Source organism: Nitratidesulfovibrio sp., assembly GCF_040373385.1.
Classification (GTDB): Bacteria; Desulfobacterota; Desulfovibrionia; order Desulfovibrionales; family Desulfovibrionaceae; genus Cupidesulfovibrio.
Window position 1 is genome coordinate 127,739 of the sequence record NZ_JBDXXH010000005.1, and the last position, 13,496, is coordinate 141,234.

General features: G+C 61.1%; 10 protein-coding genes. 3 read left to right on the plus strand and 7 right to left on the minus strand.

All coding sequences use genetic code 11. The features are described from left to right. Positions 1–109: 109 nt before the first annotated feature. The 3 genes from folD (at position 110) to ABWO17_RS10845 (ending at position 6,746) form a co-directional block, all read left to right on the plus strand. Entirely contained in the window at positions 110–976 is an 867-nt protein-coding gene (folD, locus tag ABWO17_RS10835) for a bifunctional methylenetetrahydrofolate dehydrogenase/methenyltetrahydrofolate cyclohydrolase FolD (protein WP_353118418.1), read from the plus strand. A gap of 487 nt (positions 977–1,463) precedes the next feature. Next, positions 1,464–2,969 carry a flagellar hook protein FlgE gene (locus ABWO17_RS10840; RefSeq protein ID WP_353118420.1) on the plus strand — a complete coding sequence of 502 codons (1,506 nt, stop codon included), beginning with the start codon at positions 1,464–1,466 and terminating at the stop codon, positions 2,967–2,969. Positions 2,970–3,305: 336 nt separating this feature from the next. After that, positions 3,306–6,746, plus strand: coding sequence for an AAA family ATPase (locus tag ABWO17_RS10845; RefSeq protein ID WP_353118422.1), 3,441 nt, complete (start codon positions 3,306–3,308; stop codon positions 6,744–6,746). On the opposite strand, the gene ABWO17_RS10850 is transcribed toward ABWO17_RS10845, so the two are convergent. The 7 genes from ABWO17_RS10850 to ABWO17_RS10880 all read right to left on the minus strand — a co-directional run bounded on the left by ABWO17_RS10850 (position 6,732) and on the right by ABWO17_RS10880 (position 13,399). Next, on the minus strand, positions 6,732–7,691 hold the full coding sequence (locus tag ABWO17_RS10850; RefSeq protein ID WP_353118423.1) for a glycosyltransferase family 9 protein: 960 nt from the start codon (positions 7,689–7,691) through the stop codon (positions 6,732–6,734). The two genes, ABWO17_RS10845 and ABWO17_RS10850, sit on opposite strands and share 15 nt — an antisense overlap. A gap of 12 nt (positions 7,692–7,703) precedes the next feature. After that, a complete protein-coding gene (locus tag ABWO17_RS10855) occupies positions 7,704–8,648 on the minus strand; it encodes a tyrosine-type recombinase/integrase (RefSeq protein ID WP_353118425.1) in 945 nt (314 codons plus the stop codon). A gap of 351 nt (positions 8,649–8,999) precedes the next feature. Then, positions 9,000–9,947: a DMT family transporter gene (locus ABWO17_RS10860; RefSeq protein ID WP_353118427.1), complete on the minus strand. Its 948-nt coding sequence runs from the start codon at positions 9,945–9,947 to the stop codon at positions 9,000–9,002. A gap of 391 nt (positions 9,948–10,338) precedes the next feature. Next, the gene (locus tag ABWO17_RS10865) at positions 10,339–10,740 is read right to left on the minus strand and encodes a Ros/MucR family transcriptional regulator (RefSeq protein WP_353118429.1); all 402 of its coding nucleotides are present in this window, start codon (positions 10,738–10,740) and stop codon (positions 10,339–10,341) included. Positions 10,741–11,138: 398 nt separating this feature from the next. After that, the gene (locus tag ABWO17_RS10870) at positions 11,139–11,753 is read right to left on the minus strand and encodes a VOC family protein (protein WP_353118431.1); all 615 of its coding nucleotides are present in this window, start codon (positions 11,751–11,753) and stop codon (positions 11,139–11,141) included. A 36-nt stretch (positions 11,754–11,789) separates the two neighbouring features. After that, positions 11,790–12,665, minus strand: a complete 876-nt coding sequence (locus tag ABWO17_RS10875; RefSeq protein ID WP_353118433.1) for a redoxin domain-containing protein — start codon at positions 12,663–12,665, stop codon at positions 11,790–11,792. Between the two features lie 47 nt (positions 12,666–12,712). Next, positions 12,713–13,399: a TlpA disulfide reductase family protein gene (locus tag ABWO17_RS10880; protein ID WP_353118434.1), complete on the minus strand. Its 687-nt coding sequence runs from the start codon at positions 13,397–13,399 to the stop codon at positions 12,713–12,715. Positions 13,400–13,496: the final 97 nt, after the last annotated feature.

Consider the following 13,496-nt stretch of genomic DNA (forward strand, 5'->3'; position numbering starts at 1 on the left):
GGGGCAAGGCGGCGATACATGGCGAATGCAACCGGAACGCAAGACGGTGCCGGGCAGCGGAATCGGACAGGCGGCGCGCACGCGCGCCGGATTTCGGGAGGTTGGAGACATGTTGCTGCTCGACGGCAAGGCGACGGCTGCGGCCATTCGCGCGGAATTGAAGGAAGATGTGTCGGCGGGGCTTGCAGCGGCTGGCCGCGCGCCGGGGCTGGCGGTTATTCTGGTGGGCGAGGATCCGGCCTCGCAGGTGTACGTGCGCAACAAGGAGCGCGGCTGCGAAGAGGCGGGCATCCGCTCCGAGGCGTTCCGCCTGCCTGTGGACACCACGCAGGAAACGCTGGAAGTGCTGATCGACGAACTGAACGGGCGCGCGGACATCGACGGCATCCTGCTGCAACTGCCGCTGCCCAAGGGGCTGAACAGCCAGCGCTGCCTGGAACGCATCAGCCCGAAAAAGGACGTGGACGGCTTTCACCCCGAAAACATGGGCCGTCTGGCGCTGGGCCTGCCCGGCTTTCGCCCGTGTACCCCGGCGGGGGTAATGACCCTGCTGGAGCGGTACGACCTTTCGCCTTCGGGCAAGAAGGCCGTGGTGGTGGGGCGCAGCAACATCGTGGGCAAGCCGCTGGCGCTGATGCTGGGCGCGCCCGGCAAGTACGCCAACGCCACGGTGACGGTCTGCCATTCCGGCACGCCGAACCTGGCCGAGGAATGCCGCCAGGCGGACTTTCTGTTCGTGGCGGCCGGGCGGCCCTGCCTGGTTACCTCGGACATGGTCAAGCCCGGCGCGGTGGTGGTGGACGTGGGCATTCACCGTACCGACGAGGGGCTGGTGGGCGACTGCAAGTATGACGACATCACCTGCATTGCCTCGGCCATGACCCCGGTGCCCGGCGGCGTGGGGCCCATGACCATCGCCCAGTTGCTCATCAATACCGTGATTTCGTGGAAGGCCCGCACCGGCATTGCCGGGTAGTCGTGCTGGCGGGATTTGCGGAGGGAGGCGGGCCATTGCGCCCGGCTTCCGAGCGTGACGCTTTTCAGGGCCGCGCGGCGATTGCCGTGCGGCCCTGCCGCGTTGGGGCGATTGTCGCGTTGAAGCGGTTGACGCGTAGCACGGGACAGCGCGCGGCATGCACCGGAGCCGTGTGCCTGGCCCGTTGCCCGTTGGCGTGCGCGGAAGCGGTGCGCCCTGCCGCATGATGTCCCGTAAGGGGTGTGTCCGGTACCCGAGCCGGCGGCCTTGCCCGGACCCTGGGCAGGTTCTGCCGCCCGTTGGAATGCGGGGGGTACGCCTGTCTTTACATTCCGCAAGGTTGCTTCGTGTTGCTTAGCGCTGGCACGGCTCGTGCTTTGCGACCCCTCAGGGAAGAATCTTCCCCGGTTCCGCGTGCCTGCCTTCCGTCGGGAAGGCAGTCGAAACGCGTCACGGACCGGGGTACTTCGCGCCCGAGGAGATACGCATGTTACGCGCCCTCTATTCCGGCGCCACCGGCATGAAAACCCTGGCGCAGGGCATGCAGGCGGTCAGCAACAACCTGGCCAACGTCAACACCGTGGGGTTCAAGCAACAGCAGGCGCTGTTCGAGGACCTCATGAGCCAGTACGCAGGCACGGGCAACTCGGCAACCACCTCCATCAGCCAGGTGGGCCTTGGCACGCGCCTGACGGACATCCGGACCCTGCACGGACAGGGGCCGTACGAATCGGGCTCCGCTGTCACCGACCTGTCCATCAACGGCAAGGGGTTCTTTCAGGTAACGCTGGACGGCAAGACGCACTACACCCGCGCGGGCAACTTCCGGTTCGACAAGGACGGAAGCCTGGTGGACCCCAACGGCTTCGTGCTGAACGGGCGAGCCATCACCGACGGGGTGGAGGGGGCCACCGGCCCCATCAGCCTGCCGCCGGGCGCGGACGGGCGCAACGTCATGCCCCCCAAGGCCACAACGTCCATCACGGCACTGAACAACCTGGGTTCGGGCGACAGGTCGTCGGATGCGGCCAACCCGTACTTTTCGCTGCTGTCCAAGTGGAACGGCGCGGCGGACACCCCGCTGGGCGATTCGGCCTATACGTACAAGCAGTCTATCAAGGTCTACGACGCCACGGGCAACGCCCACGACGTGACCATCTATTTCGACGGTGCCGGGCAGAGCGGCGGCAACAAGTATTTCGAGTTCGTGGTGGGCATGGACCCTGCGCACGACGGTTCGGCCATGGCCGGAACGTCCGCTGCGGGGCTGCTGATGTCCGGCACGCTTACCTTCAATTCATCCGGGCAGTTGGTGAACATGTCTGCCTACACGCCCACGAGCACGGACGCCACCAACCTCAGCAACTGGGCACCGGCGTCGTTCGGGGCGGACGGGTTGCCGCAGTTCATCGCCACCTTCGCGAGCGGCGGGGGGACACAGGTGGTGGGGCTGGATCTCGGCCTGTCCTCGTCCACCGGGGCATGGACGGCGGGGGCGGGCAGCCCGGCGGCGGTCGGGTCCAACGCCACCAGCCTGATGGGCATGGCGGGGGCCACCCTGGCGGCGGTCAGCACCACGGCCTACGGCGGCAGTTCGTCGGAAATCCGGGCGAAGCAGGATGGCTACGCCCAAGGCATTCTGGTGGACATCGACATCAGCTCGGACGGGATCATCACCGGTCGCTACAGCAACGGGCAGAAAGACGACCTGTACCGTCTCACCCTGTACCGCTTCACCAGCGAAGACGGCTTGCGCCGTGAGGGCATGAACCACTTCTCTGCCACGAAGGAATCGGGCGCGGCGGAAGAGGGGCTGCCCGACACCGAAAACTACGGCACCGTGGCGGCCAAGAGCCTGGAGCAGTCCAACGTGTCCATGGAGCGGGAATTCGTGAACATGATCATCTACCAGCGCGGCTTTCAGACCAACTCCAAGTCGATCATGACGGCGGATTCCATGATCCAGAAGGCGCTGGAACTGAAGCGTTCGTAGATTCGCAGTCCTGACAGATTACCCAAGCTGCATGAAAGGCCGCCTCCAGTACTGGGGCGGCTTTTTGCATGACGTGAAAAAACGTAAACAGGGAGCTCCGACACGTTGCATAACGATTAATCCATACGCCATGAGATGCGCTGCATTGAGGCAATATCATTTCAGGGCGATTCGTATGGGAACCACTCTCGAGTGTTCATGTGGACAGCGTCGAAATATGGTTGTACATGCGCCATGGGTGACTCGTTTGCAACTATTCATGATCTTTTTGTTGAAAATGTCCTTGTAGGTGACAGGCATAACAACCGTGAAGATAAACATGGATAACTAAGAATTATGATTAATCATAAGGTGACGTTTGACGAGAGCAAGCTGTCATGGGCCGACTATCAGCAACGCGTCATTGATGCGTTGAAGAAAGAAAATTATTCTCTGTTTGACGAAGGGCGTGTGTATGTCTCAAACGAGGAATTCAGTGGAATCGCAGATATTGAAATTCGGTGCAATATCCCGAAGCTTCGCGTTGGCGGAAAAACATCCAAGAACAATGACATAATTATTGCTGCAATAGAATGTAAAAGAAGATCAAGAACGCTAAGTCTTGATGTTGTAGGTAAAATATTTTGCTATGCGATATTAAACAGACCGCATAATCTATTTATTGTTTCTCCGAAACCGCTTTCTGCTCAAGCAAAGATGTACGCAGAAAGATTGTTCGGTTCGTCACACGTCAGGGGAAATTTTGACCATACGCAGTTCCACAACATGACGCTTGGGCAGTTGTTGGCGCGACGTAAATCAGAGGAGAAGGAAGAGGCTGGTGAAATTCGCATCGAGCAATTGATTGTTCGCATCGAGCATAATTGGGGAGTTGAGATCGTCGCTGACGATTCTTTCATGCCGGACCAAATTGAAGTTCCCGTAGGCGCACGAGTCGTTTTCGATATCGTCGTTTCCGGGATGTCGGGGGCTAATCTTTTCCTGGCGATTGCTGACGCGGCCGAACAGCCTTTGGGTTCTTTTCGAGCAGGCCCCCTCGAGCCATCACTTCCAGTCTGCTTGGATTTGTCCACAGGACGCAATGTGACAGTGGCCGGCGTGCTCGCCAAGGTGGGTGTTGCCGATTCAACCTTCCTGCCTACGGATATGATTCGCTTCATCACCGCCGGGAGCGCAGAGCCCTTTGGCGACTTGAGGAACTCTGAGGCCCAACATTTTGCCCAGAGCCAGGCGCGCCATGGTTCTGCTCGCGTGGTCGCTATTCATGGCGAAGCCGGTGTCGGGAAAAGCCATTTCTGTGAGTCTGTTGCGCGCCAGCTCAAGGACGATTTCAACTATGACTGCTTTCAGGCTATCGCAACTGAAACTGCAGGCAGCGATCTGTTCGCTCGCATACTGAAGGCGCGCCTGTTCTCAAACGTGAGGGACCGCCGCACGCAATCAGCCGAAACCGAGTACGAACTTGCCGAGGCTGCCGTTGCCCAATTCGCAAATGGCGTCGAAGCGTGCGATGATATCGCCAACGCACTGAAAAGGGCAACGGATGGTCAAGCCACAACATCCGATGGGTTGGCGATATTGGATTCACTCACGCACGCAATCCGGCACTGTCCGCGTCCCTTGTTGATAGTTTTGCGCAATTGCCATCATTTTCCGCCCGCTACGATTCGTATGCTACGCGAGTTGTTTTTGAGGCTACATGCCGAAGGATGGGGCAGCACTCATTTTCTTCTGGAATACCGGGATACCGACCGACGGGAGAACCCGGCCTGGGATAACGCGCTGGTTCAATGCGCCAATGAGCTTGGCTATGCGTTTAAGTACCACCCTGTCGTACCTTTGACGTGCGCGGAGGTCGAACACCGGGTTTGCGCTCACATAGAATGCCCGGAAGCATCAGATATCGCCATCACTCTCGTTCGAATGACTGGGGGCAATCCGATGTTTCTTGAACATGTAGTGCGCCAGTTCATAGACGACGGCATCATCATTCCAGGCGACCGCAAGCGGTACCGCGTTGACCACATGGATATTTTCAAGCGACGCATTGAGAACGTCCCGCATACAATTGAAGACTTTCTCAGCTTCCGGATCGGCGAAGTGGTGAACAGGGCAGAGCATAGGCTTCGCCCGGTCATCAAGGCATACCTTGGCCTCAGTGCGCTGTCGCTGAGCTCCCGCACTTCGGATGTCACCAGCCTTGACGAAGCCCGAATCGCCAAAGCCCTCCATGTCCGCCCTGTAACGCTCGAACGCATTCGTAGCCGTGTCCTTGGTGGGGGCGTGATGAAATCAAGCCTGGCTGCCCCGCCAGCAGTGTTTTCCCATGACATGATGGCCGCATCGGCATTGGCTGTCGTGCGAAAGGACTCCAGTTTCCGCGATTACGGTTTGAACTACTTGAATCTATTGGATAGCCGCGCCATCGACGACGCTGTGATCGGTGGGCGGCTGAGCAGTGTCCTTGATCGTCCTGCCGATGCTCTCATGCATTTCGAACGTGGTGCCCGGCTTTCCGCTGACGAGGGAAGCTTCATCCACCAACGGCGCTGCCTTGAAGGCGTGTGCCAGATATTCGCCGATCAAGAGGCTGCGGGTGATGCCATCAACTACGCGGCGTTCGTGCAGAGCCAGATGGATTTCTTGTGGAACGAAATTCAGCGCGGATCCCAGTATGTTGCCGAGCGCATGCTGAACGGACTCAAAAGTCGCTTTCAAGCTGACGAAACAAACGGGCTGGAGCGCGCGACTGTGGCCCGTGAGGCAATGGGGATATTGGCGAGGTATCGTTTGATACTGGACCTGCGGCAAGGCTTGGCTCGAAGCTTTGTGGAGGATTTCGAAGCGTTTCTCAATTTTGAGCCTCGCGGACCAGCTCTGGCTGCCGGACTGACCCGCCTGTTGCTTTTGGCTACTCATACATGCAATCCGGTTCAGGCGGTAAAAGTGCTTGAGCTTGTGTATGCGAACGGGAATCCGTTCGAAGGTCAAAGTGAAGAAGCACAGTCGAGCTTCCTTTCTGATGTGGGGCACCTCTTTCTGTTGCAGGAGCCAATGGTGACACAGCGGCTTTGGGAGGACGGGGTGACCCTGGCCGCGCGTTGCCTTGTTCGGCAGACTATCGAGGGATATCGGCAGTGGGCACACTCTCGAACCAACGCGCTGATTGTTCGCGCAATACTACAGCCAGACGAGACCCGGTGCGACGAACTCGAGGTCTTCATGGCGCACCTGAAAGAGAAGGGGATTACAAATCCTCTGATTCGACTGATAAATTGCTATGCCGCCTTGCTGCTGCATGGTGGAAGGTTCTTGGAGGCCAAGGCTCAATTTATGGCAGGGCTGAGTCTTGCCCGCTCGACAAGCAGCAGGCAGTTCGAATGGCTATTCTGCCATAATCTTGCCATAACGGCCTTAATGGAGGGAGAGCAGGGCCAGGCAAGCGCGTTCCTGTCCGACAGTATCCGGGCTTCGGAGGATCTTTTGTCCGGCATTGGAATGGGCGCGCGGATCAATCGCTTGATCTCGCGCCTGCAAACTATCGCTCCACAACACGACGCCGAAACACAACTTCCGGTTTCATCCGATGAGAGGCACGGTCTGCGTATTTGCGGCACACTCACTCGACTTGCTCGGACCTACCGTCTTTTTCGCTGCTTGCATGTCGGGAGTGTGGAAGCTTCACCCGATCTCGATGCTTGGCCTGACGTGGAGAATACCTCTTCCCTGTTAGAGGTGAGGGCTGCGGGGGGCCTTTTTATTCTAGCCGTCGAATAGTCGAAGATGCGCCCCGCTGTTGAATGTTTTTATGAAATCACCAATTATATCAACCACTTCGTTGCGTTTCTCCCCCAACAGCAGAATGTTCCTGTTTTGCGGATAGCCCCAGCGGGCCATGGCCGCGAATGAGAAACCTGGTTGCTTGCATTCTTCTATTGGTGCCTTATGCGCCGCATCCCACAGTACCATTGCAGGCTTCTCGAATGCCGTTGCGACATGAGCTAATCCGCTATCGAAGCCGATGAAGGCATCGGCTGCCCAGATCAATGCGAATGCTTCTCGGATGGATGTTTCGATGAAACATGTCTGCAACTCCTTGAAGCGATAATCCTTTCGTCCAAGTTGAATGAATGTCACGCGTCGGTGGTAGCGGCGTACCAAGGTCCGCCACCGCCTTAAATGCCAGGGGGTTCCTTCAGGACTTGAAGTCACCCCTGAAGGATGAAGGCAGATCACTGGGCGCAGGAACCCAGACAGCGCTTTGATCGCCCATGCCATCTCTGCAGAGGAAAGGAAGAGCGACGGGCGGAGGCATGATGGCGGTACACCATAGTGGAAGCCCATGTTCTGGAGCACATGGCCGTATTGGAAGTGGTTGTCCTTTTCGATGATGATTTCCGCCATGGCCTCTGGCCCGGGGTCAATCATGGTACGAACGAACGGGTTGTTTTCCCAGACAGGGTTGTCGCCATCGCGCGAGTGCGCCCCGTAATGCAGGTTCATTGGTGCTGTCAGAAGGGATATCGGTCTCCCCAAGGCGCGGGATACGTCCTCTACTAATCGAGAAAAGCAGACGATGTCGCCGAGCCCGGGTCCGTTCGGCACCGCCAGATCTGCATTGTGGGCAGCACAGTGGCGTCTGGCTGCTGCGAAGGGCGGGGCCTCAAAGATGCGGCGGGAAAACGTTACGGCTCTGTATTCTTGGGGGACTATGTCGTGCATGATAATTCTTAGTTATCGATAGTCCCCCTTCAAATTCAACGCCTGCCGGGGATGCCCCTTGCCTAGGGCTTCGCGTTGGGCGGACACGCTTACGTGGGTGTATATTTCCGTGACGGCCAGTGAACTATGGCCGAGCAGCGTCTGGATGTTGCGAATATCCACGCCGTTTTCCAGCAGCAGGGTGGCAATGGTGTGCCGGAACATGTGCGGTGTGGCGTTCTCTGGAATGCGTGACAGCCGCTGATATTTCCTGATGATGAGCCGGACGGACTGGTCGGAAAGTGGGCGTTTGTTCCTGTTGAGGAAAAATGCATCGCCGTGACGCAGGAATTCGGCGCAGCTTGTGCGGTAATCTCCCAGCGCGCGTAGTGTGGCCTCTTCGCACAGGGGGATGACGCGTTCCCGCTTGCCTTTGCCCATGACCAAAATGCGCTGCTGTTCAAGGTCGACATCGGTGGTTTTCAGCCGACAGAGTTCGGAAACACGCACGCCTGTAGAAAACAGCGTTTCCAGTACGGCAATATCCCGCGTGACCGCCAGATGAGTTTCGGATTGCGGCGGTAGCCCGCGCCGAGCCTCATAGGCGCTTGCAAGCAGCCGTTCTACGGATGTCACGGGCAGGGTGCGGGGAAGGCTTTTGGCCCGTTCCATGCGCAAACGCAGTTTCCGGAACGGAGACGTTTCGACGTATTCTTCCTGTTCCAGAAAAGCGAAAAATGATTTCAACGTGGCAATCTTGCGTTTAATGCTGCGTGGCTTGTAGCGTGTGTCGAGCCAGTTCAGATGTGTGCGGATATGATGTTTGTCGATATCCGCAACGCAGAGCTCTTCGGTATCGGCAGCAATTGCCAGAAACTGGCGGAGATCGATTTGATAGGCGTTGGTGCTCAGGTTCGAGAGGCCGCGCTCTATGCGGCAGTGCTGTAAAAACAGATGAATGGCTGCGGACAAGTGCATGAGGCCTCTCCTGTTGTGATGTATCGAAGAGGGGGTTTTGGCTGAAAAAATGCAAATGTCACATGCTTGCGGCTGTCTACAGGTGGTCCGATATCCGGCTGTGATGTTTTTCAGTTCGCACATGCGTGTATTCGCGGGTGTTCTTGCGCAAGCACAAAGCATCAATTGTGTGAGTGAGATGTCATCTTGCGGGACAAAGTGAAATTGATTTCGATTGCGTCAGCGCCATAACGTGAAGGCCCGACAACATCTAAAGATGGTGCCGGGCCATTTGCGCGTGGAGAGAATGAATGACGTGAGACGGGATGCAGGGCAAGGGGTTGCGCCGGCACGTGTGCGAAGCTGAAAGTGCTACCGTCCCGTACCCGGCTGTAGCGCGGTGTCGTCCGACGCGCCCTTTTCGGGCACGGTGGCGCCCCGGCCCTGCGAAAGCACCACGCCCACCAGCACCAGGGCGGATGCCGCGTACTGCTGCGGCGTCAACTGATCGCCCAGCAGCACCCGGCCCATGAGCAGGGTGATTACCGGAATCAGGTTGATGAACGCCGAGGCCTGCCCGGCGGGCAGGCGGCTGACGCCGAAGTTGTACAGCCCGTAGGCACCCAGCGAGATGCACGTGCCCAGATAGACCACGGACAGCGTGGGCAGCAGCGGGAAGGCGTCCGGCAGTTGCGTGGTGGGCAGGAACAATAGCGGCAGAAAGAACGCGCTGCCCGCCAGCGACTGCACGGCGGTGATGAACAGCGGGGGATAGGTGGCGGACAGCTTCTTGGCGTTGATGACGTAGCCCGTGGCGCTGACCATGGCGCAGAGTTCCAGCAGGTTGCCCAGCAGCGGGTTGGGCGCGTTGTCGGAACTTGCCCCGCCAAGGCTCAGCCAGATGACCCCGACGATGGCCAGCGCGAAGCCGAACCACACCCGGCGGGCCAGTCGTTCGCCCAGTACGGTCCACGCGGCCACGGCCACGCACAGCGGCATCACCGAAACGATCATCCCCGCCTGAGAGGCCGATGTGTAGCGCAGGGCATGCGCCTCGAACACGAAGTACAGGCACGGTTCGCACAGGGCCATGGCGCCCAGGCGTTTCCAGTCGCCCTTGCGGTAGCGCACGTGGCGAAAGTTGCGCCACAGGGCCAGGAACACCGCCGATGAAATGCCCATGCGCCCGAATACCACCACCATGGGGTCGAACCCTTCCAGCGCAACCTTCATGGCGATGAACGAACTGCTCCACAGCAGCATGGCGAGCAGCAGTGCCAGTGTGGCGGAAGAGACGGGGGCGGTGCGTGGTGCGGTCATGGCGGTGGTTGGCGCAAGGGGTGCGTGGCGCGCGTCGCGCCGGAATGCCGGGCGGGCGTGTCGCCGGGGGCACGACCGGTGGGCTGGCCGGTGACGTGAATTGTGGATGGCCAGGGAACGACCGGTGGGCGCACACTATCCGCGCGGTGTTCATGTGTCCACTGGCACGGGCTGGAGCGGCGCTTCAGCGCTGCTCCCTGTTCTTGTGGGGGGGGCGGGCCATCCCGTTGTGGTCCGCCCGTAGCTGCGGACGTGCAGCGTCGGGGCGCGCGCCGCAACGGCAACGCCCCGGCGGCAGGTGCCACCGGGGCGTCCGGAATCCTTCATGCGCGGCATGAATGGTGACGAGCGGGATGGAGGACGGGGGGCAGGGCGGATTGCCCGCCACAGCTTACACCGGCTTGCGGCGCTTCTCCCACAGCTTCATGTCCTTCATCTTCTTGCGGCGGTCGCGTTGCAGCGACTTGCAGACCAGGGGCATGTCCTTGCGGTAGCCGTACTTGTCCCGGTAGCTGTCGGGCGTGAGGTCGTGCGAGGCAAGGTGCTTGCGGGTAAGGATCTTGAAGGTCTTGCCACATTCCAGACAGGTGATGGACTTTTCCTTCAGTGCCTTCGAGGCGTCGGGCAGCGGCGCCTCGGGGGCGGCCTGCTCCTCGCAGGGTGCGCCATCGCTGATCTTGCGGATGGCCAGCGCGATCTTCTGCACCATGGAGCTGATCTCTTCCTCGTTCATGGTGCGGACGCTGGCCTGTGCCTTCACGATGTCGAGGGCCTGCTTGAGATATTCTTCCATTTCGGTTCTCCTTTGCGGTGGCGGAGGTGCAACGTCATCGATGGGGCCACGCCGGCCGCCATCGTCGCACTCCGCATGCGGGAAGCGGTTCAGGCTGTTGCATGATCCACCGTTTTGTCGGTAAACACCATGCTCTGGCGCACTCCGCTACGCGCATGGGCACTGCATTATCACCACGCGATGCTCAATTCCATTATTTTTTTGCATGCAACGGAATACACCTTGGCTTGAGTGGCAGTAGGGGAAAACGCAACGCCGCTCCCGGATGCGGCCAGGGAGCGGCGAATGAGTTGCTGCACTCGCGGAATGGGCAGTGCACGCATGCGGAAAGAACGGCTGAAGAAGGCCGGGGACATGCGACGCCGTGTCGGGGGGCCGTTGCGCACCCCCGCCTGGCGTCATGCCGGGTTGCGCTTCAGGGTGTCCCAGGCGTTGCGCTTGGCCCGCAGGAAGTCGTCGCCTTCACCGGGGTACACCCGACGATCGGCCAGTGGCGTGGGCGCGGCAACCGGCGGCCAGTGGCCGGGAACGGGTTCCGGCCCTTCCTGCGCGGCGGGCACGGGCTGGGTATCGGTCATGCGCGGGGCTGCCCGTACGTCCACGCCGGGCACCGGCGCGGAAAATTCGATGGCCAGCCCGTTGGGGTCGAAACTGTACAGCGAATGGATGAAGCCGTGGTCCACCAGTTCGGAGCACCAGAATCCGGCGGCCTCCAGCCTGTCCTTGAGCTCCCACAGGTCGTCGTCCGCTGCCACGCCCACGGAGATGTGGTCGAACACCACGCCCCCGCGCACGGGCGCGCCGTGGTCCTTTTCCTCCACCGGGGTCACGCCGTCCCATTCGAAGAAGGCGATCATGTCCACGGACGACACCTCGAAGAAATACTGGCGGTAGCCTGGGTGGCCCAGCCCGGCCACGATGCGCATGCCGAGCAGGTCGCGCCAGAAGCGCACGGTGGACTCCATGTCGCCGGTGACCATGGCCAGATGGTTGAAGCCGGTGTAGCGGGGCATTGGGGCTCCTGGGGGCTTTGTTGATGCCGGGGAAGGCTAGGGCGCGGGCAGGGCGTCCAGCGCCCGCAGGATGATGTCCAGCGGGGGGCGCTTGTTCACGTCGGAAACATGGATGTGCCGGATGATGCCCTGCCTGTCGATGATGACGAGGGCGCGTTCCGCCATGCCGTCGCCGCGCAGCACGCCGTAGGACGCGGCAACCGCGCCGTGCGGCCAGAAGTCGGACAACACCGGAAACCACACCCCGGTGGCCGTGCCGTCCGTACCGACCGTATCGACCGGGCCGTTCGGGGGGCCGCCAGTTCCGCCGGGCTGGGGTGCGGTTGTCCGTCCCTTGCCGGGCGGGGGCGAGGACTGGCCCGCGCCGTGCCCCTCGTCGTTTCCGCTGCCGGTTCCGGGAAGGCGTTCGCCCATTTCGCGGGTCCAGGCGTACAGCGAGGGCAGGTTGTCGGTGGTGATGCCCAGCAGTACCGCGCCGCGCCGCTCGAATTCGTCGCGGGCGATGTTGTAGCCCGGCCATTGACCGGAACAGATCGGGGTGAACGCGGCGGGCACGAACGAGATGACCACGGCGCGTTTGCCCCGAAAGTCGGACAGCCGGATTTTGCCGGTGCCGCCTTCCTGGGTGTACGCGCCGGGAAGGGCGGGCAGGACGAAGTCCGGGGCGGGGTCGCCCACGGCCACTTTGAGCACGCTGTCCATCGGCTTGCGGGGCCCTTCCGGGTAGATCAGGTCTTGCAGCCCGACGGCTTGCGACGGCACGGCGGCGGTCAGGCCCGCCAGAAGGGCCAGCGCCAGGATGGCCACCGCCAGCAGGCGGGCGGGCAGCCGGAGCGGAATGACGCGGCAGGGATGCGTCCGTCCGGCGCAAGCGGGCACCCTGACCGTGGAATGTGCGGTATTGCGCGGCATGTCGGCTACCTTTCAGGGGGCTTGGGGGTGCGGCCTGCCCGGCGGGTTCAGTTGTTCCGTCGGGCGATGGCGGAAAGTTCGTCCAGAAAGGCCTGCGGCGAGGCCATGCGGCCTGTGCGCGAGAACAGCGTGGTCGGTGCCGTGCGGTTCTTCAGCGAAACCAGGAAGAAGTGCGGCGTGCCGGGCTCGCCCACCTGTTCGTGCACGGTCAGGTCCGCGTCGGCAAACAGGGGGATGGTCACCCCGTAGCGTTCGCGGAACAGGTCCACTTCCGTGCGGGTGTTGCCCGCGCCCACCCCGATGACCGTGATGCGGTCCTTCAGGGGCGAGGCTGCCAGCAGTTCGGCAAGGCGGTTCATGTGCGGTGCCTCGCGCTGGCAGTGCGGGCAGTACATGCTGAAGATTTCGATGAGTACCAGCGGCGCCATGTCCGATGTCCTGGACAAGGCGGGGCGGATGTCCGAAAGCTTCCACGGCCCTTCGCCCGAAAGGCCCAGTGCGGTCAGTTGGGCGGGCGTGGCGGCGTTCTCCAGGGGGATGTCCGGAAAGGGGGCACTGGCCGCAACCGGCTCCGCCAGGGTGGGCGTGGCGCAGGCGGGCAGCAGAGCCAGCAGGACGGCCAGCAGCAGGGAACGCAACAGCGTCAGGGGTGCCGCCGTGGTGGGGTGCTGCGCGCGCAGGTCGGTCGGGTCGGTCTGGGAGGTCAGGGTGGTCGGGGCGGGGTGCGAGGGCATGGCGGCCTCCGGTGCTGGCGGTGCGGATTGTCCTCAAGCATACAGCAGGAATCCGGATTGCGCAAAGGCGTGATCCTTTGCATCCGGTTCCGTACCG

Bases quoted from the DNA above. Each gene is read 5' to 3' on its own strand.
- ABWO17_RS10850 (WP_353118423.1), bottom strand. From the start codon at position 7,691: ATGCACGACATAGTCCCCCAAGAATACAGAGCCGTAACGTTTTCCCGC.
- ABWO17_RS10865 (WP_353118429.1), bottom strand. From the start codon at position 10,740: ATGGAAGAATATCTCAAGCAGGCCCTCGACATCGTGAAGGCACAGGCC.
- ABWO17_RS10840 (WP_353118420.1), top strand. From the start codon at position 1,464: ATGTTACGCGCCCTCTATTCCGGCGCCACCGGCATGAAAACCCTGGCG.
- folD (WP_353118418.1), top strand. From the start codon at position 110: ATGTTGCTGCTCGACGGCAAGGCGACGGCTGCGGCCATTCGCGCGGAA.
- ABWO17_RS10870 (WP_353118431.1), bottom strand. From the start codon at position 11,753: ATGCCCCGCTACACCGGCTTCAACCATCTGGCCATGGTCACCGGCGAC.
- ABWO17_RS10855 (WP_353118425.1), bottom strand. From the start codon at position 8,648: ATGCACTTGTCCGCAGCCATTCATCTGTTTTTACAGCACTGCCGCATA.
- ABWO17_RS10880 (WP_353118434.1), bottom strand. From the start codon at position 13,399: ATGCCCTCGCACCCCGCCCCGACCACCCTGACCTCCCAGACCGACCCG.
- ABWO17_RS10845 (WP_353118422.1), top strand. From the start codon at position 3,306: ATGATTAATCATAAGGTGACGTTTGACGAGAGCAAGCTGTCATGGGCC.
- ABWO17_RS10875 (WP_353118433.1), bottom strand. From the start codon at position 12,665: ATGCCGCGCAATACCGCACATTCCACGGTCAGGGTGCCCGCTTGCGCC.
- ABWO17_RS10860 (WP_353118427.1), bottom strand. From the start codon at position 9,947: ATGACCGCACCACGCACCGCCCCCGTCTCTTCCGCCACACTGGCACTG.